Origin of the sequence: Cystobacter fuscus, assembly GCF_044360685.1 — a bacterium.
GTDB lineage: Bacteria > Myxococcota > Myxococcia > Myxococcales > Myxococcaceae > Cystobacter > Cystobacter fuscus_C.
Window position 1 is genome coordinate 9,558,531 of record NZ_CP043491.1, and the last position, 20,830, is coordinate 9,579,360.

Below are 20,830 nucleotides of genomic sequence, written 5' to 3' on the forward strand. Positions count from 1 at the left end.
ACCATCCGGCCGCCTCCCGGTCCGGCTACAGCCCGGCGGAGTCGGCGAACTGGAGCAGTTCCGCCACCAGCTCGCTCGGCCGCTCGACATGCGGCAGGTGGCCGAAGCCGTCCACCACGCGCACCTGGGAGTGGGGCGGCAGGTGGGTGCGGAAGAAGTCGAGGCTCTCGCGGGGCAGGAGCTTCTCGTTGGCCCCCCACACGCACAACACGGGCATGGAGAGCCCCTGGAGCTGCTCGGGCTTGAGGTACTCGCCCGTGGCGATCACGTCCGCGCTCAGCGCCCGCACGGCGGGGGTGCCATACATCCCCCGGAGGGCATTGGCGAAGAACATCATGGCCCAGGGAGGCCGGTGGAACAGGCGCTGGGTGAGCGCGCGTGCCTGCTCGCCCGTGCGCACGTTCATGGACTCCAGCACCTCGCGGATGGACTCGTGCCCCACGTCCGCGCCCGCCGAGGCCACCAGGGCCAGGGCGCGAACCAGCTCCGGGTGCTCGGACGCCAGTTGCACCGACATGGCGCCGCCCAGGGAGTTGCCCACCACGAACGCCGGGGCGCCCACCACCTCGCGGCAGTAGCGCACCAGCATCTCGTACTGGCCCCGGACACATATCGGCCCGAGGCAGTACTCCGGGGAGAAGCCGTGCCCGGGCAGGTCCACCGCGAACACCCGCTCGAAGCGTTTGGCCAGCGGGAGGAGGACGCGTCCGAAGCCGCTGGCCGCCCCGCCCAGCCCATGTACCAGGACGATGGGTGGGCCCTTGCCGCTGCCCTTCAAGGTGAAGTGATGGAGGCGCTGTCCGCCCACCACGACTTCTTCCGAGCGCACCCCGCGCGCCACCAGCAGGCGCCGCGAGACTTCCTGGAGTCCGGAGATGAGGTCCACGACGAGACTCTAACTCCGACCCTGCCGCACCGCATCACCCCCCTGCGCCGCCTCCTGGGAGCCGGACGGGCGCTCCAGGGGAATACGTCGGCCCTCGGAGGCGCTGCGCTCGGCGGCCTGGATGATGCGGATGACCTGGCCGGCGCTCTCCGCGGTGACGGGGACGGGGCCCTCGCCGGCGATGGCCTGGGCGAAGAGCCGGTAGAACGACTCGTACTGGCCCGGCAACGTGGGCACCTCGCCCCCCTGGCTCAAGCGGCCATGGCGCGCGGCGGGCTCCTGGCCCCAACCCGCCTGGCCGGGCCGCAGCCCCGCCTTGAGCTGCTCCTCCTGTGGGTCCAGCCCGTACTTCACCCACGCGTCGCGCTCGCCCTGGAGGACGAAGCGGGGCCAGGGCTCATGCACCACGGAGCCGGAGCGCAGGATGACGCGCAGCTCGCCATAGCGCAGCAGCAGGTGGAACCAGTCCGTGGTCCGAGCGCCCTCGCGCTGCTGGCCGACATCGGCACTGACGGACTCGGGCATCCCGAAGAGCTGCAGGGCCTGATCGATGAGGTGGGGGGCGAGATCCCACAAGGTGCCGCCCCCGGGCACGGCGTCCTCCTTCCAGCGCGCCTTCACCTGGGGCCGGAAGCGATCGTAGTGGCTCTCGAAGCTGAACAACCTGCCGAGGCGTCCCTCCGCGAGCAACTGGCGCAGGGTGAGGAAATCGCCATCCCAGCGCCGGGTATGGAAGACGGTGAGGCAAAGTCCGCGCTCGCGCGCCAGGGCATCCAGCCGCGAGGCGTCGGCCGCATCCAGGGTGAAGGGCTTGTCGACGACCACATGTTTGCCCGCCCGGAGCGCGCGCTCGGCCAGCGGCGTGTGCGTGTCGTTGGGCGAGGCGATGACGACGACGTCGAGGGAGGGGTCCTCCACGAGCGCGTCCGGGGAGAGCACGCGCGCGCCGGGCCAGTCGCGCGCCACCTCCGCGGCGCGTCGGGTGGCGATGGCCGCCAGGGTGAACGCGGGCTCGGCGGCGAGCAGGGGCGCGTGGAAGACGGTGCCAGCGAGGCCGTAACCGATGAGGCCCGTTCTCAGGGGAGCGCGAGAGGAAGAAGAGGTCATGGATCGTCCAGGGTTCAAGGAGCGGCCACCAGCCAGGGCGCGGGATCCACGGCCTGACCGGAACGGCGGATTTCGAAATAGAGGTAGGCGCCCTTGAGCGAGCCCGTCTCGCCCACCTCGCCCACCGTGTCACCCGCGGCCACATGCGCGCCCACGCCCGGAGTCACGGAGGACAGGTGGGCCACCAGCGTGTGGTAGCCCCCGCCATGATCGAGGATGAGCAGGTTGCCATAGCCCCGCAGCCAGCCCGCGTACGCCACGGTCCCTTCGGCCACGGCCTTCACGGGAGTGCCCGCGGGAGCGCGGATGTCCACGCCCTTCTGCACGGTGACGGTGTTGAAGCGGGGGTTGACCACGCGGCCGAACCCCACCTCGATGACGCCGGGAGCGGGACGGGGCAGCTTGCCCTTGAGCGCCCCGAAGCCGGAGGTGGCGGGCCCCTCGTTCATCTCCTGGAGCACCCGGCCGAGGTCCGCGTCCGCCTGCTCCAGCTCGCGCACCATGCGCCGCGCCAGCTCCGCCTCGCCCTTGATGGTGCCCACCAGCTCCTCGAGCGCCTCCTGCTGCGCCCGGGCCATGCGCGCCTGCTCGCGCAGGAACGTCAGCCGCACGTCCAGCGAGCCCTGCAACCGGCGCAGCTCGGCCGCGACCCGCTGCCGCAATCGCGCCACGCGCTGCACCGTGCGCAGCTGCCGCAGGTCCTCCTCCAGCGTCGCCCGCAGCGCGCGCGAGCGCCACACCATGGCGGAGAAGTCCCGGGCGCTGAGCAGCACCTCCAGCGGCCGGCGGCGCATGAGCCGGTACATGCTCCACAGCCGGGGCGATAGCCGGCGCAACTGCTCGCGCAGCATCTCCCGCGTCACCTCGTCCTCGTGCTCGGCCACGGCCAGCCGCTTGCGGAAGACGGCGAGGTCTCGCTCCAGCACCTTCACCCGCTGGGCGCTGGTGGCGGCGCGCTGCTCCACCATCTCCAGCACCTCCAGCGCGGACACCTTGCGCGACTCGATGAGCGCGAGCGCCGCGCGCTGCGTGGACAGCTTCTCGCGCACGGACTCGCGCTCCGCCGCCTCGTCCTGGGAGAAGGCCGCGGGCGCCCACGACAACAGGAGGAGCAGCAGGAGCCGGTTCATACCCGGAGAAAGCGCCCCACCGCGATGAAGCTGCCCCCGAGGCCCAGCGCGCACCCCACCGCCACCATCTCCAGCGCCAGGGCCGGCTCCAGCAGGGGCACCGCGCCGCCCGGGCCCACCAGGAAGGACAGGAGCGAGTTCATCCCCGGCCCCACCAGCCGCTCGAACAGCGCGAGCCCCGCGAGCGCCACCCCGGCCCCCAGCAGCCCCTGGAGGAAGCCCTCGATGAGGAAGGGCATCTTCACGAAGCGATCCGTGGCGCCCACCAGCTTCTGGATCTCGATCTCTCCCCGCCGCGAGTAGATGGCCAGTTGCAGCGTCGCGGACACGATGACCACCGTGGCCAGCAGCACCACCGCGAACGCCACCCAACCGCCATAGCGCAGGGCGCGGGAAATAGCCGACAGCCGCTCCACGGCCTCCTCGCCATAGTCGACGCCGGTGACACCGGGCAGACCGCGCAGTTCCTGGGCCAGTTGCTTGAGCGCGCCGGGCGTGCGCCGCTCCGCGGGAACCTGCAGCTCCAGCGATGGAGGCAGTGGGTTCTCGGGCAGTTGCGCGAGCGCCTCGCCCAGGTCGCCCAGCTCCCGCGCCAGGCGGTCCAGCGCGGCCTGGGGAGGCACGAGCGAGGCGCGTCCACCGCTGGCTGCTTCCATGCGCTCGCGCAGCACCGCGGCGCCCTCCTCGTCGAGTCCGGGGGAGAGGTACACCGTCACCTGCACCTCGCCGCCCAGCGAGGCGAGGAGCGCGTCCACCCCGCGGCCCATGGCCTGGGCGAGCCCCGCGGCGAACAGGGCGATGGCGATGGTGGTCACGGCGATGAAGTGGACGAAGGGCGCATGGCGCAGCCCCGACGCCGCCGAGCGCCAGAAGTAGGCCGTCTTGGCCAGCACGCTCATCCCGCCGCCACCCGCCGGGCCGCCTTCACCCCATCCTCGTCCGACACGATGAAGCCCCCCTCCAGGCGCAGGGTGCGCTTCTGGTAGCGGGTGATGAGGCCGGTGTCGTGGGTGGCCACCATCACCGTGGTGCCTCGCACGTTCACGTCCATGAGCAGATCCATGATCTCCACGGTAAGAGCCGGGTCCAGGTTGCCCGTGGGCTCGTCGGCCAGGAGGATGGTGGGATCGTTGACGAGCGCGCGGGCGATGACCACGCGCTGCTGCTCACCGCCGGAGAGCTTGAGGGGCATGGAGCCCGCCTTGTGCTGCAGGCCCACGAGCTTGAGCATGCGGTGCACGCGCTCGCGCGCCTCGGCGCGGGGCACGCCCAGCACGTCCAGGGTGAAGGCGACGTTGTCCTCCACGGTGCGGTGCGGCAGGAGCTTGAAGTCCTGGAACACCACGCCGATGTTGCGCCGCAGGTAGGGCACGGCCGACTCGCGGATGCGCGCGATGTTGCGCCCGCCCACGAGGATCTGCCCCTTGGTGGCCTTCTCCGCGCAGAAGATGAGCTTCATGAGCGTCGTCTTGCCCGCGCCCGAGGGACCCGTGAGAAAGACGAACTCGCCCTTCTGCACATGCAGGTTGATGTCCGAGAGGACCGGCGGATCGCCCGGATAGGCCTTGTACACGTGGAACATCTGGATCATCGGCGGGGGGGATTATGGCCCCGCTCGCGCCGCATGTGCCACGGGACAGGCGAGCTACTGGTTGTTGTCCTCGCCCGCCAGGTAGCTGAGGATGACCTCGTCCAGGCTCTTCTCGGAGATGAGGTCCTCGCCGAACAGCGTCTCCACGCCCACCTCGTTGATCTTCGGCTGCACCTGCATGGCGCGCGCGGCGGCGATCTCCGGAGGGAGGTGGGAGGCGGGAGCCGCGGGAGGGGGCGCCTTGGGGGCGGCCTGCGGGCGCGCGTGGGGCGCGTCCTCGGCGGTGCCGAGCTGTCCGGGCTGGTAGTGGCGCACGCCCGTCTCGTAGCCGTCGTACACCCCATTGATGAGGTTGCGCAGCATCTCCTTGTGCTGCTCCTCCATCAACTCGCGCACGACCTCGGCGAGGCTCTCCGCGTTGAGGATGTCCGCGTAGGACGTCTTCTTCGACGCGAGGATGTTCCCGCCCACGAACAGGTGCGTGATGATGTGGGGATTGTTGACGCCCGAGTCCTCGGTCTGGACGTGGTAGACGCGACCCTTGTACTTGATGTTGTGGTTGAAGCCGGTGACGGCTTTTTCGAAGGTTTTCGCCATGCCCGAGTGAGCGGACCGTAGCAGTGCGACCCGGGCGAAACAAGAAACGCGTCGGATTGTGTGTGATGTCCGCCTGCTGGCCTCCCCGAAGAAGGAGCGGGCGAGCGGTTCGTTCACCATCAGACGCCGCTCCGCCTCCACATGGGATTAAAGTCCGTCTCCCCCAGGGGGAAGGCAGCGTCGGCGTTTGTCGGCGCAAGGGAAACGACGATGAAGACCGAGCTCAAGAACCAACTGCGCCAGCAGGACGCCACCGTCCTGGCCCAAGGCTACTCTCCAGCGATCCGCGCCATGGAGGTGTTCAGCATCGTCGCTTTCGTGGCGTTGGAGTCGGCGCTCGTCTGGCGGCTGTGGGGCAACCCCCTGGTGGGCCCCTGGATGGTGCTGAGCGCCGTGCTGCTGGGCTACCTGGCCGCGGACTTCGTCTCCGGCCTCGTCCACTGGATGGGGGACACCTGGGGGTCCACCGACATGCCCGTGCTCGGCAAGGCCTTCATCCGGCCCTTCCGTGAGCACCACGTGGACGAGAAGGCCATCACCCGGCACGACTTCGTGGAGACCAATGGCAACAACTGCCTCGTCTCGCTGCCCGTGGCGCTGCTCGCCCTGCTGCTGCCCCACACCAGCGCCACCTGGGTGTTCCTCTCCAGCTTCCTCGGGGCGATGATCTTCTGGGTGATGGCGACCAACCAGTTCCACAAGTGGTCCCACACGGACACGCCGCCCGCGCTCATCGGCTTGATGCAGCGCGTCCACCTCGTCCTGCCGCCGGACCACCACCGCATCCACCACACGGCGCCCTACGACAAGTACTACTGCATCACCGTGGGATGGATGAACAAGCCGCTCGCGCTCATCGGCTTCTTCCCGATGATGGAGCGCGTCATCACCTGGAGCACGGGCCTGATTCCCCGCAAGGACGACATCGGTGCCGAAGCGGCCCTGGAGCTCTTCCAGACCCAGGCCGCCGACGCGCCCCCCGTGGTGAAGGCCGCCCAGGAGCTGCTCGAGGGCGGCGCGCTCGCCGAGGAGCCTGCTGCCGTGTCCCCGGTGCGGCCGTCCTGACACACCGCCGCGCGATGGCTCGGCCCCTCAGAAGGTCAGGTCCACCTGCTCCGCCGAGGGGATGCGCCGCCCGAGGAAGCGCTCCCCCACTTCCACGAAGCGCTCGGGCACGTCGGTGACGAAGAAGTGGTGGGAGGGGGCGCGTCCCCCCGGCGCCAGCAGCCCGCGCTCCTCCAGCAGCCCCGCCACCACCTCGACGGTGGCCTCGGCCGAGTCCACCAGCGCCACCTCGGGGCCGACCACCTCCGCGATGATGTCCTTGAGCAACGGGTAGTGCGTGCAGCCCAGCACCAGCGTGTCCACCCCGCCGCGCACGAACTCCCCCAGGTACTCGCGCGCCACCAGCCGCGGCACCTCTCCGGAGAGCCAGCCCTCCTCGGCCAGGGGAACGAACAGCGGACACGCCCGGGCCTTCACCCGCACGCCCGCCGGTCCGGCCCCCTCCTCCAGCTCGCGCTGGTAGGCCCCTGAGCGGATGGTGCCCGGCGTGCCGATGACGCCCACCTGTCCCCCCCGGGTGCGCCGCAGTGCCGCCCTCGCCCCGGGAGCGATCACCCCCACCACCGGCACCGGCAGCGCCGCCGACAGCGCGGGCAGTGCCACCGCCGAGGCCGTGTTGCACGCCACCACCAGCACCTTGATGCCGCGCGCCAGGAGGAACTCCGCGTTCTTCAGCGAGTAGCGCGTCACCACCTCCCCGGACTTGGTGCCATAGGGCACCCGGGCCGTGTCACCCAGGTACAGGGTGCTCTCGCCGGGAAGCTGGGACATCAGGGACTTGAGGACGGTGAGTCCTCCCACACCTGAATCGAAGACACCGATGGGACTGTGGCTGTCTGGCCGCATGACGGGGGCTCCTATCACGTTTGATGCCAACCCATGGCGGCCCCCCCGCAAAGCAGAAGGGCCGAGGCAGTGGCCCCGGCCCTTCCCCACTCCGAGTCGCGGTGGACTAGTAGTGACGATAGAGGTTGACGGTGTAGGCGTCCGCTTCCCCCTTCTGGACGAAGGCCTTCACCGTCAGCACGGGCGGGTTGTTCAGGTTGGAGTAGGTCACCTGCGAGCCGCTCATGCCCTTGATGATCACATCGTAATCCCCCGGCCGCAGGTACTTGTAGAGGATGGGCGCGCCCGTGCAGGCCTTCGCATCGCCCTCCTCCCCGTAGACGAGCTTGCCCGTCACGCGATCACGCATGTTGATGCGCACCCCGGTGACACCCGCCTGCTCACACGTCTTGTACACGGAGCCGTCGAGCAACTCCCAGCGCAGCGACATGCCACCCACCGCCCAGAGGGTGTAGGACACCGAGATGGGGCTGCCCGCCTGCGTCGTCAGCGTCCCGCTGCGGTAGTAGTAGGGCGTCGCACCCGAGTTGGTGACGTTCATGCCCACGAACTCGATGCTGTGGGTGCCGGGCGCGATGAAGGGCGTGTGGACCTGATTGCCACCGATGCCGTCCTCACACGCCATGCGCGCCCACTCCCCGTTGTCGATGCGCACGTCCACGTGGGTCACCCCCGCCTGGGCGCAGTTGGGATTGGAGTTGCTGGTGCTGCCCTCGAAGGACCAGGAGACGTAGGCGAAGGAGCTGCCACCTCCCGGGGGGGAGAGGTTGACGTTCACCCGGATGTTGCCGTTCACCGTGAAGTCGCCGCTGGCCCGGTAGAGCACCTTGTTGTCGTAGCCCACCGCCTCCAGCGTGTAGCTGTAGGTGCGGGGCATGAAGTTGTGCAGCACGATGCCATCCGTCCCCGCGGTGTTGCAGGCGTACACGCCACCATTGTGGAGCGTCTCACCAGGGATGGAGATGCGGATGCTCTTCACGTCGGGCACGTCCGCGCACCGGCCCGCTCCAATGTTGCCGAACGTCCAGAGGAACATCACGTCCCCGGGATAGGTCGGCGTGGGCCGCGGCGGCGGGTCCGACGGCGTGTAGCAGCAGGGGCCGTCATCATCTCTGTCGACGATGATGCAGCCCGAACCGGCCATGGTCAGACAGAGGAATGCGAGCAGGATTCTGGCGTTCATGGAAGCGCTCTCGGGTGGGGAAGGGGGAGAGCGGGCGTTCAGCCCGTCACACTTCTTCCTGGACGCCCCAATCCGGGAATTATTCATTTCGTTCGTCGCAGCAACCAACCAACCCCCGTCCCCCCGGGCTTTGTTTGACCCACCCGGACCCAGGTGTTACGGCCTGCACCCCATGTTGATGCCCCGCTTCCCCCTGGCGCTCGGCGCCATGAACTACGTGCAGATCCTCCAGGACGCCTCCTTCCTGGAGCTGGGTGTCCTGGGCCTGCTCATGGTCGTCTCCGTGGCCTCCTGGGCGCTCATCGCCCTCAAGGCCACCCAGCTCTCGCGCGCCCGGAGCCAGTCCCTCGCCTTCCTCGACACCTTCTGGAAGGCATCCCGCCTGGAGGCCATCTACCAGGACGCGCAGAAGCTCGAGGGCTCGCCGCTGTCCAAGGTGTTTTGCGCCGGGTACGAGGAGCTGACCAAGCTCGCCCAGGCGAAGGAGGGCGCCAGTGGCGCCATGGCCGAGCGGCTCGGTGGCATCGAGAACGTGGAGCGGGCACTCAACCGGGCTTCCACCAATCAGCTCACGGACCTGGAGGCGCGCGTGTCCTTCCTGGGCACGGTGGGCTCGGCCGCGCCCTTCGTGGGCCTGTTCGGCACGGTCATCGGCATCCTCAACGCCTTCAACTCCATCGCCGAGCAGGGCAACGCCACGCTCGCCACGGTGGCCGCCCCCGTGGGCAACGCGCTGTTCGCCACCGCCGCGGGCCTCTTCGCCGCCATCCCCGCGGTGGTCGCCTACAACTCGTTCATCAGCCGCATCAAGGTGTTCGACACGGAGATGGCCAACTTCTCCGCGGACTTCCTCAACATCGTCAAGCGGCACTTCTTCCGCTAGGGAGCACGGCACACCATGGGCATGGGCTCCAACTCCAACAAGGGAAGTGGCCGCGTCACCATGAGCGAGATCAACGTCACGCCCATGGTGGACGTGATGCTGGTGCTGCTCATCATCTTCATGGTGACCGCGCCCCTCATCCAGCAGGGCGTCAAGGTGAACCTGCCCGAGGCGCGCGCCGCCGCGGTGGAGGCCTCCGACAAGAAGCTCGTGCTGTCCATCGACGCGCAGCGGCGCGTGTACCTCGGCGAGGCCGAGGTGCTCATGGCCGAGCTGGAGAAGAAGCTCGCCACCAACGCCAAGGCCCAGGCGGACAAGGAGCTCTACCTCCACGCGGATCGGGACGTGCCCTACGGCGTGGTGGTGGACGTCATGGCCGCCGCGCAGCGCGCGGGCATCACCAACGTGGGGATGATCACCGATCCCTCCGCGGGCGGCCGGGCCTCGGCCTCCAGCAAGGGAAAGAAGGAGGCGCGACGCTAGCCCCATGCATCCCGCCGCCAATCAGAGCCTGCTCGCCTCGCGTCCCTCGCGCGTGGGCCGCTTCCTGGGCTTCTCCCTGGCGGGCCACGCCCTCGTGCTGGCCGCCGTGGGCGTGTACACCACCTGGTTCCAGGCGCCTCCGCTGAAGCTGGAGCAGACGCCCATCCGCGCCACCCTGGTGCGCCAGGGCAAGCCCCGGGACGAGAAGCTCCTGCCCCGCAAGGAGCAACCCCCTCCGCCGCCTCCCAAGAAGGTGGAGGCGCCACCCTCGCCCACGCCCCCGCCGCCCGAGCCTCCCAAGGAGGCCGTGGCCATCCCGAGCCTCAAGCCGGAGCCCGCCCCCAAGCCCGCGCCCCAGCGCGGAGAGACCCAGGGCGAGAACCGCCGCGACCGGCTCTTCGGGGCCTTCGACAAGCTCGCCAAGCCCTCCAAGCAGGAGGAAGAACCCGAGGGCGCCGAGGATGGCGACCCCAATGGTGACGCGGCCAAGGCCGAGGGCGAGCGCTACTTCGGCCTCATCTCCTCGCAGGTGCGCCGCCACTACAACGTCGCGGACACCATCCCCGACAACGAACGGCTGATGCTCAAGGCCCAGGTCGCCATGCGCCTGGGCCGCGCCGGAGAGGTGCTCGAGGCCCGGCTGGCCAGGGCCAGCGGCAATAGCCTCTTCGACTCGGCCGTGCTGTCCGCGGTGAAGAAGGCCTCCCCCTTCTCGCCTCCCCCCGATCCCTTGCGCGACATGCTGCAGAAGAGCGGCATCGTCCTGGAGTTCAGTCCGTGAACGTGAAGAAAGCCCTCCTCGCCTCCCTGGTGTTGTTGTTGCCGCTCGCGGCGCTCGCCCAGGCGCCCGTCATCCAGATCTCCGGCGCCACCTTCCAGCCCCTCCCGCTCGCCCTCTCCACGCCCCTCACCCAGGGCGGCGAGGCCAGGTCCTCCGCCGCGGCCGTGGATGACGCACTGATGTTCGACCTGCGCGCCTCGGGCCTCTTCCAGGTGCTCGACCGGGCCAGCTTCCTCGCCGACGCCAAGGAAGGCATGACGGCGGGCAGCATCAACTTCGCGCGCTGGGCGGACGTGGGCGCCGAGGCCCTGGTGAAGTACACCCTCACGCGCGAGGGCGACGAGCTCAAGGCCGAGGCGCGCGTGTTCAACGTGGGCAACGGCCGCGAGGAGTTCAAGACGGCCCAGAGCGGCCCCAGCGCGCAGCCCTCGCAGCTCGCCCACAAGGTCGCCGACGCCATCTACCGCCACTACACCCGCGAGCCGAGCCCCTTCCTCGCCTCCATCACCTACGTGCGCAAGTCGGGCGCCAACCGGGACGTGTGGCTGGCGGACTGGGATGGCCGCAACGCCCGCCAGGTCACCCAGGGCGGCATCAACCTGCTGCCCGCGCTCGGGCCCGATGGTCAGCTCGGCTACACCTCGTACCAGCAGGGCAAGCCGGACCTGTACGTCCGCAAGTCGGGCGGAGACACCCTCCGGCTCAAGACGAACGACGGCCAGATGGCCACCGGCATCGCCTTCTCGCCGGATGGCAAGCGCGTGGCCTACGCCCTCGCGGAGGACGAGAGCGCTCAAATCTGGGTGGCCAATGCCAACGGCGAGGGCGCCCGGCAGCTCACCGACACGCGCTTCGGCATCAACACCAGCCCTGCCTGGTCTCCGGATGGCAAGCGCATCGCCTTCGTGTCCAACCGCGGGGGCTCGCCCCAGGTGTACGTGATGAACGCGGATGGCTCCGGCGTGCGGCGCCTCACCTTCCAGGGCAACTACAACCAGACGCCGAACTGGTCGCCGCGCGGCGATCTCATCGCCTTCACCGCGCGCGACGAGCGCAACGCCTTCGATCTGTTCACCGTCCACGTGGACACCGGGAAGATCACCCGCCTCACCCAGGATCAGGCCAACAACGAGGAGCCGAGCTTCTCGCCCAACGGGCGCCTGGTGCTCTTCACCTCCACGCGCAACGGCCCCTCGCAGCTCTTCGTCATGACGGCGGAAGGCAACAACCCCCTGCCCCTGCCCGGCCAGGACAAGGCCGCGCTCACCACGCCCGACTGGGGCCGCTAAGCGCTCCCTCCCAAGGGGGACTGCGTCTACACTCCCCGGCCCCATGGACCGGTCCCCCTTGCGAGCCCACTGGGCGCTCGACCCCGAAACACTCTTCCTCAACCACGGCTCCTTCGGCGCCTGCCCCACCCGGGTGCTCGAAGAGCAGTCCCGGCTGCGCGCGCGCCTGGAAGCCAATCCCGTGCGCTTCCTCCACCGCGAGTGGCCGGACCTCGCCGACGCGGCCCGTGGCGCGCTCGCGGACTTCCTCGACGCCAACCCGGACGACCTGGCCTTCGTCCCCAACGCCACCACCGGCGTCAACACCGTGCTGCGCTCGCTGCGCTTCGCCCCCGGCGACGAGCTGCTCACCACCGACCACGAGTACAACGCCTCACGCAACGCGCTCGACTTCGTGGCCCAGCACTGGGGCGTGCAGGTGGTGGTCGCGAAGCTGCCCTGGCCCACCCCCTCCCCCCAGGCCGTGGTGGACGCGGTGCTCGCTCGCGTCACCGAGCGCACCCGGCTCTTCCTCATCGATCACATCACCAGCCAGACGGGCATGATCCACCCCGTGGCCTCGCTCGTGCGCACGCTGCGCTCGCGCGGCGTGGAGACGCTCGTGGATGGGGCGCACGGGCCCGGTCAGGTGCCCCTGTCCCTGCGCGAGCTGGGCGCCGCGTACTACACCGGCAACTGCCACAAGTGGCTGTGCGCCCCCAAGGGAGCCGCCTTCCTCCACGTGCGCCGCGACGCGCAGCCCCTCATCCGCCCCCTCGTCATCAGCCATGGGTACAACTCGCGGCGCGAGGATCGCTCGCGCTTCCGCCTGGACTTCGACTGGCTCGGCACGAACGACCCCACCCCCTTCCTGTGCATCCCCAAGGCGATTGAAGTCATGGGCGGCCTGGTGCCCGGCGGCTGGCCCGAGGTGATGGCCCGCAACCACTCCCTGGCGCTCGCCGCGAGAACCCTGCTCCACCAACGACTGGGCGGCGCCCCCCGCTGCCCCGAGGACATGGTGGGCAGCATGGCCACCGTGGCCCTCCCGGACGGCTTCCCCGAGGCGCCCTCCGTGCTCGGGTTGGATCCGCTCCAGGAGCGGCTCTTCCTCGAGCACCGCATCGAGGTGCCCATCACGCCCTGGCCCAAGGCCCCCCAGCGTCACGTGCGCGTGTCCGCCCAGCTCTACAACTCGCCCGCCGAGTACCAACGGCTGGCGGAAGCTTTGGAGGCGCTGGCGCGCTGAGTAAGCTGCGCTGAATGCCTCGATACGCCACCATCGACGTGGGGACCAACTCGGTCCTCCTGCTCGTCGCCGACCGCCATCCCGATGGCCGCTTCCACTCCGTCCAGGAGCGCGCGGAAATCACCCGCCTGGGACGCGGCGTGGACCAGAGCCGCCGCCTGTCCCCCGAGGGGATGGAGACCACCCTCCAGGTGCTGACCGACTTCGCCGACGAGGCCCGGCGCCTGGGGGCCGAGGCCATCGCCGTGTCCGCCACCAGCGCGGCGCGCGACGCGGAGAATGGCGCCGAGTTCCTCGCCGCCGCCCGCTCGCGCGCCGGAGTCACCGTGGAGATCATCCCCGGCGAGCTGGAGGCCCAGCTGTCCTTCACCGCGGCGTACGCGGACTTCGGACGCACGGCGCGCGGCCCCCTCGTCGTGGTGGACATCGGCGGAGGCTCCACCGAGTTCATCTACGGGGACACCGCGGGCAAGGTGACCTTCCGCCACAGCTTCGACGTGGGCTCGGTGCGCATGACCGAGCGCTACGTGCGCGCCGATCCCCCCTCCGCCGAGGACCGGGCCCGCGTGGAAGCCCACCTGCGCGAGACGTTCTCCTCGCTGCCACCCTGCCCTCCGGGCGCCCAGCTCGTGGGCATCGCCGGCACGGTGACCACACTCTTCACCGTGCGCCACGCCATCGATCCGTATGACCCCGAGCGGGTGCATGGAGGCACGCTGTCGCTCGCGGAGTTGGACGCGCTGGTGGACTCCCTGTGCCAGAAGCCTCTCGCCGAGCGCCAGGCGCTGCCCGGCCTGCAACCCAAGCGCGCCGACGTGATTCCCGCCGGAGCCCTCGTCCTGCGCGAGTGCCTGCGGGCGCTCCGCCTGGACAACTGCCTCGTGAGTGATCGCGGCCTGCGCTGGGGCCTGCTCGCGCACCGCTTCGGAGCCACCTCTTGAGCCCGCCCGTCGCCGTGGCCGCCCCGGCCGCCGCCCCCAATAGCACCTACGCGCTGTTCATCCTCTCGCTCATCAACCTGGTCAACTACCTCGACCGGTACATCGTCACGGTCGCCCTGCCCCACATCCAGCGCGACTTCCAGCTCGACAACACCCAGGCGGGACTGCTCGGCAGTTTCTTCATGGTGGTGTTCATGCTGGCCTCGCCCATCAGCGGCTTCCTGGGCGACCGCGTTCCGCGCCGCTTCCTGGTGGCCGGAGGCGTGCTGCTCTGGAGCCTCGCCACGGGGGCCTCGGGACTGGCGAGTACCTTCGCCGCGCTGATGGTGGCGCGCGCGTGCGTGGGCATCGGCGAGGCGGGCTATGGCGCGGTGGCCCCCTCCATCATCTCCGACCTCTTCCCACGCGAGCAGCGCACGCGCGTGCTGTCCATCTTCTACATCGCCATCCCCGTGGGCGCGGCGGCTGGCTACGGGCTCGGCGGCTGGTTGAGCAACGCCTACTCGTGGCACGTGGCCTTCTACGCCGGAGGCGTGCCGGGCATCATCCTCGCCGTCCTGGCCTTCTTCATGCCCGAGCCCCAGCGCGGCGCCATGGACGGTCCGGACGCCCAGAAGAAGCTGCCCTTCCTCGTGGGCCTCAAGGGCCTGGGACGCAACCCCGCCTTCTGGTGGACCACGAGCGGCTACACCCTGATGACGTTCTCCATCGGCGGACTGGCGTTCTGGCTGCCCACCTTCCTCGTCAACGAGAGGGGGATGCCGCTGGATCGCGCGGGCTTCCTCTCCGGGGCGGTCACCGCGCTCGCGGGCCTGTCGGGGACGATCGCGGGCGGCTGGCTGGGAGACAAGATGGACCAGCGGATGCCGGGCGGAGGTCTGCGCCTGTCGGGCGTGGGACTGCTGCTCGCCGCGCCGCTCATGGTCCTGTCGGTGAGGGTGTCGGCGCACGCCCCCATGTTCGCCATCATCTTCCTGGCCCAGTTCCTCATCTTCCTCAACAGCGGGCCCATCAACGCGGCCATCGTCAATGGCGTGCCCCCCGCCTTCCGCGCCTTCGCCATGGGGCTCAACGTCCTCTTCATCCACATGCTGGGTGATGCCCTGTCCCCCACGGTGATTGGTAAGCTGGCGGACGTCAGCAGCCTCGGCCTGGCCATCCAGGTGAATGCGATTCCAGTGCTTCTGGGAGGGCTCGCGCTATTGATGGCGGGCAAGGCGTTCAAGCACGTGAACGCCTGAGGAACCGGGCTCCTCCCGGTTCCGCTCACCCAGGAGAAGCCTTTGAGCAGCCTGCTCTTCTCCCCGCTGACTCTGCGCGGGGTCACGTTGAAGAACCGCATCGCCGTCTCGCCCATGTGCCAGTACTCGAGCGAGGACGGCTTCGCGAACGACTGGCACTTCGTCCACCTGGGCTCCCGGGCCGTGGGCGGCGCGGGGCTCATCATCCTCGAGGCCAGCGCCGTCGAGGCCATCGGCCGCATCACCGCGCAGGACCTCGGCATCTACAAGGACGAGCACGTCGCGCCGCTCGCGCGCATCGTGAAGTTCCTCCACGAGCACGGCTCGGTGGCGGGCATCCAGCTCGCGCACGCCGGGCGCAAGGCCTCCACGAGCCCGCCCTGGAAGGGTGGAGCCCCCATCGCCCCCAACGCCGAGGGCGGATGGACTCCCGTCGCCCCCAGCCCCCTCGCCTTCGACGAGAAGTCCAATGTGCCCACGGAGCTCGACGAGGCGGGCATCCAGCACGTCATCCGTGCCTTCGCGGAGGCGGCCGACCGGGCCCGGACCGCGGGCTTCCGGCTGGTGGAGATCCACGGCGCGCACGGCTACCTGCTGCACGAGTTCCTCTCCCCCCTGTCCAACAAGCGCACGGATCGCTACGGCGGCTCCTTCGAGAACCGCGTGCGCTTCACCCGCGAGGTCACCCGCGCGGTGCGCCAGCGCTGGCCCGAGGAGCTGCCGCTCTTCGTGCGCCTGTCCGCCACGGACTGGGTCGAGGGCGGCTGGACGGTCGAGGACTCGGTGGCGCTCGCGAAGCTGCTCAAGGAGGACGGCGCGGATCTCATCGACTGCTCCTCGGGGGCCATCGTGCCCGGGGTGAAGATTCCCGCCGGGCCGGGCTACCAGGTGCCCCTGTCCGAGCGCGTGCGCCGCGAGGCGGGCATCGCCACGGGCGCCGTGGGCTTCATCCAGTCCGCCTTCCAGGCCGACAGCATCCTGCGTACCGGACAGGCGGATCTCGTGCTGCTCGCGCGGGAGCTGCTGCGCGACCCGTACTGGCCCCTGCACGCGGCGAAGGAGCTGCACGCCCAGGTGACGTGGCCGAAGCAGTACGAGCGCGCGCAGAACTGAGCCGGCGCGGACTCAGCGCGAGCCCAGGCGCCCCAACGGAAGGCCGAAGTGCGAGAGCAGCAGTTGCTCGCGTTCCTCGGCCGCCCCGAGCCAGCGCTCCATGAGATGTCCCTCCTCCGAGAGGAGGAGCCGCTCGCCGCGCAGGGTCACCCGGCCCCGGGGCGTCTTGCGCGTGCAGAACAGTTCCCGCCGCAGGGGCGACCCGGGCGGCGGGTAGTCCCGGCCGAGCGCCACGACGTCCTCCCATCGTCTCGGCTCACGCGAGAACGTGTAGAGCCACGGGCACGAGCCGTCCGGCTCCTCGCGAGCGAGGACCCACTCCTCGCCCTGAGACTCCAGGAGGAACATCCGCCCCGCCGTGGGCCAGCGTCCGGGGACCAGGGGCAGGGGCTCGTCGAAGGCCTCCCCGAAGCCCACGTCCACGAGCCACTTCTCCTCCAGGGCGACTTCCAGGACGAGGTGCGCGAACCCGGGCGCCATGGGCCACTCGCCCGAGGGGGACACCCGCGCCGCCAGGTACGTCACCTGGAAGCCCAGCTCGCGCAGCAGCGCGGCGAACAGGCCATTGAGCTCGAAGCCCAACCCTCCCCGGTTGCCCCGCACGAGCTTGTCGAAGAGCGCCCCCTCCTCCAGCACCATGGGCCGGCCGCCGAGCACATCGAGGTTCTCGAAGGGCAGCGCCTCGAGATGCTGGAGGTGCAGGCGCCGCAACGTCTCCTGCGTGGGCCGTAACGGACCTCGGTAGCCCATCCGCTGAAGGTAGAGACCGAGATCCATGCACGCACCAGCATAGAGCCCGTGCGACACGCGCCCAAATCCGGGCCACCTCCCACACTCCCAGGCTGTCGACTGTCTACCGTCCGTTCTTGCGGACGGACAGCTCCACGATGAAGTCGGGCCCGCCCTGAGCACGGCCCTCGGCCCACTCCAGCACTCCGGGCCGATCGTCCCCGGCCCACAGGCCCAGCAGCTCGTACGTCATCCACTGGGCGAGCGAACGCGCCACCCGCTGCGCGCCCTCGCGCGACACCGTCGACAGCGAGCCCTGCGCATCCATCAGCCCGCGCACCAGCCTCGCCGGAATCATCCAGCACTCGGCGCGCAGCGCGGGCGGTACCAGGAACAGACAGACGGAGGACTCGCTCCGGCCCAGCACCGCGTCCACCTGCTCGCGCGCCAGCCGCAGGTTCGGCGCCCACTGGCCCTCGCCCCGCTGCTCCAGCTTGCGCGCCTGCACCAGCACCGCGCGCTTCGTCGTGAGGAAGCCCTCCACCTCCACCGTCAGCACGAAGCCCAGCTCCACTCCGGCCGGCCTCGCCCCCTCCGTGGCCTCCGTCCCCTGCCCCGCTTCCTCGCGGCGCCGGTACTGGAAGCCCAGCTCCAGGGGCACGGGCTGTCCCTGCGCGAGGAGGATCGACAGGTCCGAGCGGATGCTCTCCACCTCGTTCTTCAGCTCCTCCAGCAGCCGGGACACCAGGACGGACTCGTCCTCCCGGTAGTGCTCCGGGTAGCGCGCGGAGAAGTCCCGCTCCACGCGGCCGAAGGCGCCCAGGAGCAACTCCTCCAAGTCGCGATCCCGCAACCACGTCCGGCCGCCCCCGAGCGTCAGGGCCCCGGCGGAGCGCAGATGCCGCAAGGCCCCCGTCAGGGTCGCGGGCGTCGCCGGCTCGGAGGACTCGGGCCCCGCCGCGAGCCACGCGTTGATGGCCCGCACGCGGAAGCGCACCCGCGTGGAGGGATGATCTCCCAGCCGGCGCAAGAGCCTGCGATCCGTGGACGTCTTCACCAGCGACAGCGTCACCAGCTCGGCCTCGGAGGCGGCCGCGTCCGGCGCGCACCACAGGACGAACTCCATCGCCGCCTTGCGCAGCACGGGCTTCTTCGCATAGCGGCGCGTCACCTCCTGCCGCCACGCCGCCAACTCGTCCGCGCCGGGCCGGTGCTCCGACTCCATGCGGGGCCACAGCTCCGCGCACTCCTCGGCGAGCCACTCCAAGGCATCCGCCACCGGCAGGCTCCGCACCCGCTCGCGCGCCCGGTTACGGCACTCGAAGGCATCCTCCGCGCCCTGGCGCAGCGCCACCCGGAACAGCCGCTCCTCCACCCACAACAACACGAGCGCCAGGCCCGGCTCGGCCTTGGGCACCAGCCGATCCCAGCAGGTGTCCACCACCCGCCGGTGCCTCGCGAGCTCCCGATCCTCGTGGAGGCTGGCCACCACCGCGTTCAGGGACGCGCGCAGGCCCTCCACCGGCGGCTCGAAGGAGACCAGCACCTCACTGAGGTTGTCGATGACCGCCACCGCGCCTCCCTCCTCCAGGTTCCGGGCGAGCAGCAGGCCCGCCCGCGTGCACCAGCGCGCCTCGCGCTTGCCATGCGCGTAACACCCCAGGAAGCCACGCAGCTCGCCCGGGCTCCGCGCCGAGGCCACGAGCTGGAAGAGCTTCTCCTCGAGGATGTCGCGGCACTCGCGCCAGGGAATCTTCGCCGCCCGCTCGCGGATGAAGGCCATCAGCTTGTCGCGGCCCTCGCGCAGGTGCGGCAGCAGCTCCCGGAGCTGATCCAACCGGCCGATGAGCCGCTTGTCCGAGCCCAGCAGCGTCTTCACGTCCACCGCCACCGTGTCGTTGAAGCACAGCACCCGGCCGTCGAACGTGCAGCGCACGCCGCTCACCAGGCGCCGCAGCTCGTCGGGGTGGCGCTTGAGGTAGCGCGCCACCACCTTGGACAGCTCGGCGTCCACCTCGCGCGTGAGCGGCTCGAGCGCCTCGCCCTGTCCCCCACCGCGCAGCACCTGGACGAGCTGCTCCTGCCGGGAGAGCAGCCGCAGGAGCAGCTCGCGGGGCGCCTGCGAATAGGGCCACAGCAGCTCGCCCGAGTGGGCCAGCAGGAACAACAGCTCTCCGGGAGAGCGCGAGCCCACGTCCAGCCGGGCCCAGGTGGCCACCTGCGCCCGCTCGCGCTCCTCCAGGGTGGCCCGCCGCACCCAGTCGGCGAGCTGCTCGGCCCACTGGGGACGCGAGGCGAGGACCGCGTCGGCGGGAGCGCCCGAGGCCTGCTCGTAGAGCGCCTGGAGGGAATCAGGCCAGTGGGGATCGACGGAGGACATGGGCCGCTTACCGCCCTGGTATCACATCCGACGTCGCGGCAGCAGGCGCCAACCTCGGGTGGTACTCCCCCGCCAGCCGCTCCACCTGCTCCGCCAGGCCCCCTCCCTCGGCGAGCAGGCGGGCCTTGAGCCGCGCCCGGTTGCCCAGGGTGAAGAACACGGACACGTCATGCCGCACGACGCTCCAGCGCTCGGAGAAGTACAGCGTGAGGAGCGCGAGCGGAGGAACGCCCAGCAGCACCGCCACGCCCACCGGCGCCCCGAGCCACAGCCACGCCCCCACCGTGAGCGCCGCCCACCACACCGCCGACGTCACCGCCGCCGCGAGGAACTTCACCGTCGCCTGCACGTCCAGCTCCGCGTTGCGGCTGGCCCAGCGCGGAAACAGATAGGGCACGTAGAACAGACACAGCCCCACGAGCGACAGGGGCAAGCCCACCGCGAGCAACAACAGGTTCTTCAGCGCGAAGCGCGCCACGGGAGCGGGCTGGTACTCCAGCGACAGGTCCGCGGGGTCGGCGCGCACCAGGGACAGGTGGCGCTGGAAGGTCATGAGCTGGCCGCGCACCCGCTCGAAGCGCTCGGGCTCTTCCGCGCGGAACAGCTCGAGCCCCCGCGCCCAGTAGCGCAGCCGCTCCGGATCCTTCGCCTGCTTCTGGCGCAGGGCGTAGAGGTCCTCGGCCAGTTGGATGAGCGGCAGGTCCTCCCACTTGTCCAGGTTGAGGGTGACGGCGCGCAGCGCTCCGGCGATGCGCTCGGTGAGCGCGCGCACCGAGGCGGCCTCGTCCGCGCCGTCCGCGGGCAGGAAGTCGCGCACGTCGATGGGCGGGCCCACCTCGATGAGCACCTCGCTGCGGAACAGATGCTTGTCCGCGTACGTGAGGCCCACGGGGACGATGCGCACGGCGGCCCCCTGCTTCGCCGCCCCGAGCGCGATGCGCGCCGCGCCCGTCTTCAGCTCCGCGAGCCCCGGCTCCGAGTGGCTCTTGCCCTCGGGAAAGAGGGTGATGGCCCGGCCCGCCACGAGCGCTCCGCGCGCCGCGTCCAGCGTGCCCTCGTTGCGGCCCATCTGCGTGGGGTCGTCCTGCTTGCGGTACACGGGCAGCGCCCCGAGTCCCCGGAGCAGGGCACCAATCACCGGAATGCGGAAGAGCGGTTCCTTGGCGAGGAACGTCACCTGCCGGCGCGTGAGGATGAAGACGAGCGCGGGATCGATGAGCCCGTTGGGGTGATTGCCCACGAAGATGACGGGCCCCTCGGACTCGGCCTGAGGGGCATGCACCTTCACCCGGTAGAAGAGCCGCAGCAACAGCGCCACCACAGTCCGCACAAAGCCGTAGAACACGCGCGCAGTGTA

General features: G+C 70.3%; 20 protein-coding genes. 9 read left to right on the top strand and 11 right to left on the bottom strand.

Translation table 11 applies throughout. From position 1 onward, the window contains the following. Positions 1-25: 25 nt before the first annotated feature. Genes F0U63_RS39195 through F0U63_RS39220 form a run of 6 tightly spaced genes read right to left on the bottom strand, consistent with a single transcriptional unit; the run spans position 26 to position 5,311 of the window. Positions 26-886, bottom strand: a complete 861-nt coding sequence (locus F0U63_RS39195) for an alpha/beta fold hydrolase (RefSeq protein ID WP_395838396.1) — start codon at positions 884-886, stop codon at positions 26-28. 9 nt (positions 887-895) lie between these two features. After that, a complete protein-coding gene (locus F0U63_RS39200) occupies positions 896-1,993 on the bottom strand; it encodes an oxidoreductase (protein WP_395838398.1) in 1,098 nt (365 codons plus the stop codon). Between the two features lie 14 nt (positions 1,994-2,007). After that, positions 2,008-3,123 carry a murein hydrolase activator EnvC family protein gene (locus F0U63_RS39205; RefSeq protein ID WP_395838400.1) on the bottom strand — a complete coding sequence of 372 codons (1,116 nt, stop codon included), beginning with the start codon at positions 3,121-3,123 and terminating at the stop codon, positions 2,008-2,010. After that, positions 3,120-4,022 (bottom strand): cell division protein FtsX, encoded by a 903-nt coding sequence (locus tag F0U63_RS39210; protein ID WP_395838402.1) that lies wholly within the window; start codon positions 4,020-4,022, stop codon positions 3,120-3,122. The genes F0U63_RS39205 and F0U63_RS39210 overlap by 4 nt, the downstream gene beginning before the upstream one ends. Beyond that, the gene (gene ftsE, locus F0U63_RS39215; protein WP_002631879.1) at positions 4,019-4,714 is read right to left on the bottom strand and encodes a cell division ATP-binding protein FtsE; all 696 of its coding nucleotides are present in this window, start codon (positions 4,712-4,714) and stop codon (positions 4,019-4,021) included. The genes F0U63_RS39210 and ftsE overlap by 4 nt, the downstream gene beginning before the upstream one ends. A 54-nt stretch (positions 4,715-4,768) precedes the next feature. After that, a complete protein-coding gene (locus tag F0U63_RS39220; protein WP_395838404.1) occupies positions 4,769-5,311 on the bottom strand; it encodes a hypothetical protein in 543 nt (180 codons plus the stop codon). Positions 5,312-5,521: 210 nt separating this feature from the next. Between F0U63_RS39220 and carF the strand changes: the two genes are divergently transcribed. Continuing rightward, on the top strand, positions 5,522-6,376 hold the full coding sequence (gene carF, locus F0U63_RS39225) for a plasmanylethanolamine desaturase (protein ID WP_395838406.1): 855 nt from the start codon (positions 5,522-5,524) through the stop codon (positions 6,374-6,376). Between the two features lie 27 nt (positions 6,377-6,403). Here carF and murI read toward each other — a convergent pair whose 3' ends face one another. Together murI and F0U63_RS39235 are read right to left on the bottom strand one after the other, a co-directional pair. Continuing rightward, complete coding sequence (gene murI, locus F0U63_RS39230; RefSeq protein WP_395838408.1) at positions 6,404-7,222, bottom strand: glutamate racemase; 819 nt, start codon at positions 7,220-7,222, stop codon at positions 6,404-6,406. A 106-nt stretch (positions 7,223-7,328) separates the two neighbouring features. After that, positions 7,329-8,405 carry a hypothetical protein gene (locus F0U63_RS39235; RefSeq protein WP_395838410.1) on the bottom strand — a complete coding sequence of 359 codons (1,077 nt, stop codon included), beginning with the start codon at positions 8,403-8,405 and terminating at the stop codon, positions 7,329-7,331. Positions 8,406-8,580: 175 nt separating this feature from the next. Between F0U63_RS39235 and F0U63_RS39240 the strand changes: the two genes are divergently transcribed. The 8 genes from F0U63_RS39240 to namA are packed head-to-tail and all read left to right on the top strand — an operon-like array spanning position 8,581 to position 16,364. Further along, entirely contained in the window at positions 8,581-9,288 is a 708-nt protein-coding gene (locus tag F0U63_RS39240; protein WP_395848494.1) for a MotA/TolQ/ExbB proton channel family protein, read from the top strand. A gap of 15 nt (positions 9,289-9,303) precedes the next feature. Then, the gene (gene tolR, locus F0U63_RS39245; RefSeq protein WP_002631873.1) at positions 9,304-9,771 is read left to right on the top strand and encodes a protein TolR; all 468 of its coding nucleotides are present in this window, start codon (positions 9,304-9,306) and stop codon (positions 9,769-9,771) included. A gap of 4 nt (positions 9,772-9,775) precedes the next feature. After that, positions 9,776-10,552 carry an energy transducer TonB gene (locus F0U63_RS39250; RefSeq protein ID WP_395838412.1) on the top strand — a complete coding sequence of 259 codons (777 nt, stop codon included), beginning with the start codon at positions 9,776-9,778 and terminating at the stop codon, positions 10,550-10,552. Beyond that, positions 10,549-11,841 carry a DPP IV N-terminal domain-containing protein gene (locus F0U63_RS39255; RefSeq protein WP_395838414.1) on the top strand — a complete coding sequence of 431 codons (1,293 nt, stop codon included), beginning with the start codon at positions 10,549-10,551 and terminating at the stop codon, positions 11,839-11,841. The genes F0U63_RS39250 and F0U63_RS39255 overlap by 4 nt, the downstream gene beginning before the upstream one ends. 43 nt (positions 11,842-11,884) lie before the next feature. Further along, positions 11,885-13,069 carry an aminotransferase class V-fold PLP-dependent enzyme gene (locus F0U63_RS39260; RefSeq protein ID WP_395838416.1) on the top strand — a complete coding sequence of 395 codons (1,185 nt, stop codon included), beginning with the start codon at positions 11,885-11,887 and terminating at the stop codon, positions 13,067-13,069. Between the two features lie 14 nt (positions 13,070-13,083). After that, positions 13,084-14,010: a Ppx/GppA family phosphatase gene (locus tag F0U63_RS39265; protein WP_395838418.1), complete on the top strand. Its 927-nt coding sequence runs from the start codon at positions 13,084-13,086 to the stop codon at positions 14,008-14,010. Next, a complete protein-coding gene (locus F0U63_RS39270) occupies positions 14,007-15,251 on the top strand; it encodes a spinster family MFS transporter (protein ID WP_395838420.1) in 1,245 nt (414 codons plus the stop codon). Before F0U63_RS39265 ends, F0U63_RS39270 begins: the two co-directional genes overlap by 4 nt. 42 nt (positions 15,252-15,293) lie before the next feature. Next, positions 15,294-16,364: an NADPH dehydrogenase NamA gene (gene namA, locus F0U63_RS39275; RefSeq protein ID WP_395838422.1), complete on the top strand. Its 1,071-nt coding sequence runs from the start codon at positions 15,294-15,296 to the stop codon at positions 16,362-16,364. A gap of 12 nt (positions 16,365-16,376) precedes the next feature. On the opposite strand, the gene F0U63_RS39280 is transcribed toward namA, so the two are convergent. From F0U63_RS39280 to F0U63_RS39290, 3 genes are all read right to left on the bottom strand, one after another. Then, complete coding sequence (locus F0U63_RS39280; RefSeq protein WP_395838424.1) at positions 16,377-17,141, bottom strand: arylamine N-acetyltransferase; 765 nt, start codon at positions 17,139-17,141, stop codon at positions 16,377-16,379. Between the two features lie 76 nt (positions 17,142-17,217). Continuing rightward, complete coding sequence (locus F0U63_RS39285; RefSeq protein WP_395838426.1) at positions 17,218-19,473, bottom strand: hypothetical protein; 2,256 nt, start codon at positions 19,471-19,473, stop codon at positions 17,218-17,220. Positions 19,474-19,480: 7 nt separating this feature from the next. After that, the gene (locus F0U63_RS39290; protein WP_395838428.1) at positions 19,481-20,818 is read right to left on the bottom strand and encodes a lysophospholipid acyltransferase family protein; all 1,338 of its coding nucleotides are present in this window, start codon (positions 20,816-20,818) and stop codon (positions 19,481-19,483) included. Positions 20,819-20,830 lie beyond the last annotated feature (12 nt).